Source organism: bacterium (genome assembly GCA_030654305.1).
Taxonomy (GTDB): Bacteria; Krumholzibacteriota; Krumholzibacteriia; order LZORAL124-64-63; family LZORAL124-64-63; genus PNOJ01.
The window spans coordinates 1-3,293 of record JAURXS010000429.1; the positions used below are offsets into that span (position 1 = coordinate 1).

3 protein-coding genes are annotated in these 3,293 nt (G+C 72.8%); 1 reads left to right on the plus strand and 2 read right to left on the minus strand.

The features are described from left to right. Nucleotides 1-1,800: aminopeptidase P family protein (locus tag Q7W29_12565; GenBank protein MDO9172651.1), on the minus strand; the 1,800-nt coding region annotated here is incomplete at its 3' end. Nucleotides 1,801-1,837: 37 nt separating this feature from the next. Beyond that, the gene (locus tag Q7W29_12570) at nt 1,838-2,428 is read right to left on the minus strand and encodes a hypothetical protein (protein ID MDO9172652.1); all 591 of its coding nucleotides are present in this window, start codon (nt 2,426-2,428) and stop codon (nt 1,838-1,840) included. A 143-nt stretch (nt 2,429-2,571) separates the two neighbouring features. Here Q7W29_12570 and Q7W29_12575 point away from each other — a divergent pair. Further along, nucleotides 2,572-3,293, plus strand: a 722-nt coding sequence (locus tag Q7W29_12575) for a hypothetical protein (GenBank protein ID MDO9172653.1), incomplete at its 3' end; no start/stop codon positions are given.

A 3,293-nucleotide genomic window follows, 5' to 3' on the forward strand; every position in this document is an offset into this window, starting at 1 on the left:
CGGACGAGTCGCCTTCTTGAGCCACTCCCGGTGATCCCTGTCGAGCAACGGCGACAATTCCTTCAGGACGCGCTTGTGGTAGGCGTTCAGCCAGCCGATCTCGTCGCGAGTCATCAGCGACTTGTCGATCATCCGACGATCGATCGGGCACAGCGTGACCGGCCGCCAGCGCAGCCACTCCTGGTCCGGCGTCGACAGCTTCTCGTCGCGCTCCACGAAGCAGAGGTTCTCGATGCGGATGCCGAACTTGCCGGCCTCGTAGTGGCCGGGCTCGATCGATAGCAGCTGGCCCGGCAGCAGCGGCACGTTCTTCACGTCGCGGGGCGTGAGTCCCATCGGCCCCTCGTGGACGCCCAGGTAGTGGCCCACGCCGTGGCCGGTGCCGTGGCCGTAGTTGGCGCCGTCGAGCATCAGCGGCTGGCGGGCCAGGATCTCGAGGCGCTGGCCGGACATGCCGCGCGGGAAGGGCGTGCGCGTCAGGTTGATGTTGCCCTGCAGCACGCGCGTGAACATGCGCTTCGCGCGCGGGGTCGGCGGGCCCAGGGCGACGGTGCGGGTGATGTCGGTGGTGCCGTCGAGGTACTGGGCGCCCGAGTCGATCAGGTAGACGCCCTTCGGCTTCAGCTTCGCGTCCGTCCCCGGGGTGGCGCTGTAGTGGACGATGGCGCCGTGGGCCGCGTAGCCGCTGATGGTGCTGAAGCTCAGGTCCTGGAACAGGGGCTGCTCCTCGCGGAAGGCGCGCAGCCGGTCCGAGGCGCTGATCTCGGTCTGGCCGCCGCGGGGCACGGCCTTCTCGAGCCAGCGCAGGAACTTCACCATCGCCGCGCCGTCGCGGACGTGGGCGGCGGCGATGCCGCGGATCTGCACCGGGTTCTTGATCGAACGCAGGTCGGTGACCGGCGTGGCGCCGCGGATCAGCAGGGCCCCGCCGAGCAGGTCGGCGACCCAGCGGCTGGTGGTCGCGGGGTCGACGAGCACGCGCAGCCGGCGCTTGCCGGCGGTGCGGCGCCGACCGAGCGCGCGCAAGTCCGTCGCCACCTTATCGTACGGGCGGATCTTGACGATCCCCTTCAGGCCCCGGCGCACGGCGTCGGTGAGCTTGCCCTCGTCGACGTAGAGCACGGCCTCGCGCCCGGTCACCACCAGGTAGCTGATGACCACCGGCGTGGACTCGATGTCGCGGCTGCGGATGTTGCACAGCCAGGCGATGGCGTCCAGGGCGCCCAGGACGTGGGCGTCGACATCCTGGTCCTTCATCGCCGCGCGCACCCGCGCGAGCTTCGAGGCCGCCTTCTCGCCCGCGTACTGCGGCCCGTGCAGGCGCACCGGAGCGGCCGACGGCGCGGGCCGGTCGGTCCACAGCCGGTCGACCAGGTTGCGCGGCACGTAGCGCACCTCGATGCCCTTCTCGCCCAGGGCCCGCTCGAAGTCGTCGGCCGCGGACATGGACATGACCTGCGGGTCGACGCCCAGGACCTGGCCCTGCTTCAGGTTCCTGCCGGCCCACTCCACGAGCGAGGGCACGCCCGGCGCGCCTAGCTTCATCAGCGCGACGCCGCTGCCCTGCAGCTGCATCTCGGCCTGCAGCCAGTAGCGCGAATCGGTCCAGAGGCCGGCGGCGCGGGCGGTGACCAGGATGTCGGCGACCGAGCCGGTGAAGCCGCTGAGCCAGGCGCGGCGCTGCCAGCAGGCCGGCACGTACTCGCTCTGGTGGGGGTCGACGCTGGGCACGTAGTAGGCGTCGATCTTCTCCTGGCGCATCAGGGCGCGCAGCGCGGCGATCTTTTCGCGGGTGGTCATCGGACGTCGCCTCCGGTTGGGGATCGTTGCGGGGTCGTCAGTGCCAGGCCGGGGTCGCGCGGACCCCGAGGATCGCGGCCAGGTCGGCCTCGAGCGAGACCGCGGGCGTCTCGACGATGCGGCCCAATTCCAGGCCGCCCTCGTAGATGATGAAGGTCGGGACGAGTTCCACGCCGTAGCGGGCCCGGTAGCCGGGCGCGACGCCGTGGCTCTCCTCCCAGGCCAGCGCGGCGGGGTCGTCGGCGCGCCCGACCGCGAGCATCTCCAGGGACTCCGCCTCCAGGCCGCAGGCTGCCATGACTTTCCAGAAGCGGGGCACCTCGCGGCGCGAGTCGGAGCACCAGGTGCCCAGCACGCAGACGACACGCAGGTCGCGGTCCTGGGCGGCGAGCGCCTCGACGACGTCGGGCGAGGGCTGGTAGGATGCGGCCTCCGGCGCCAGTTCCGGTGCGAACGCGCTCCAGGCCTCGCGCGTGAGCGGGCCGATCAGGTAGGGGCCCTTCTCGTGCTCGATGCGGGCGGAGTCGGCGATCGCCGGCGCCGGCGCCTCGTCGGCGGCCAAGGCGACGACGGGTGACACGACCGTCGCGATCAGCAACAACGGCACCGCCAACGCGTATCGGGACATGTCGCGACCTCCCTGGAGGATCCGGCCGGGTTCTGTTGCGCGGGCCCGCGCCGCATCTGTATAGTGATAGCACCTTCCGGGAGGATCCCACAAGCTCGGAGGACTCCGCCCGGCCTCCGTGCCCGCAACCACCGGAGAAGTCCGTGAGCCGCCGCTGCATCGCCCTCGTCCTGGCGCTCGTCATCCCGGCCCTCACGGCCCGGGCGGGGCCCGGCATCGGAGACGACGGCCAGACGGCGCTGCCTACCGGCCGCATCATCGTCAAGCTGCAGGAGACGGCGGGCGTGGTCTTCGCCGACGAGGGACTGAAGTCCGCGACGCCCGCCGCCGCCGCCCGCGTCGCGGGCCTGCTCGGGCGCGCCGCCCCCGGGTTCGCCGCGAAGCGCCTGTTCTCCCGCGACGCGGCGGAGCTCGCAGCCGAGCGGGCCACGGCCCGCGCCCACGGCGGCCGCGACCTCCCCGACCTGAACACCTACGCCGTGCTGGAGCCCGCGCGCCCGGCGGACCGCGACGAGCTGCTGCGGGTCGTCGCCGCCCTGCGCGCCGAACCGGACGTTGCGCACGCCTACCTCGAGCCGGCGGTGCGGCCGGGGGGCAGCCTCACCCTCGTCGCGACGCCCGCCGCCCCGGACCTGCTGACGACCGCGGATTTCTCCACCCTGCAGGGCTACCTCGGCGCACCGCCCGTCGGCATCAACGCGCTGGCCGTGGCCTCGTTGCCCGGCGGCCGCGGCACGGGCGTGCGCGTGCTGGACATCGAAGGCGCCTGGCTGTGGACCCACGAGGACCTGACGGCCCCGGTCCACACCGCCGGCGGGGTCGTCGCGGACCAGGAGTGGCGCAACCACGGCACCGCCGTGCTGGG

Bases quoted from the DNA above. Each gene is read 5' to 3' on its own strand.
- Q7W29_12570 (MDO9172652.1), bottom strand. From the start codon at position 2,428: ATGTCCCGATACGCGTTGGCGGTGCCGTTGTTGCTGATCGCGACGGTC.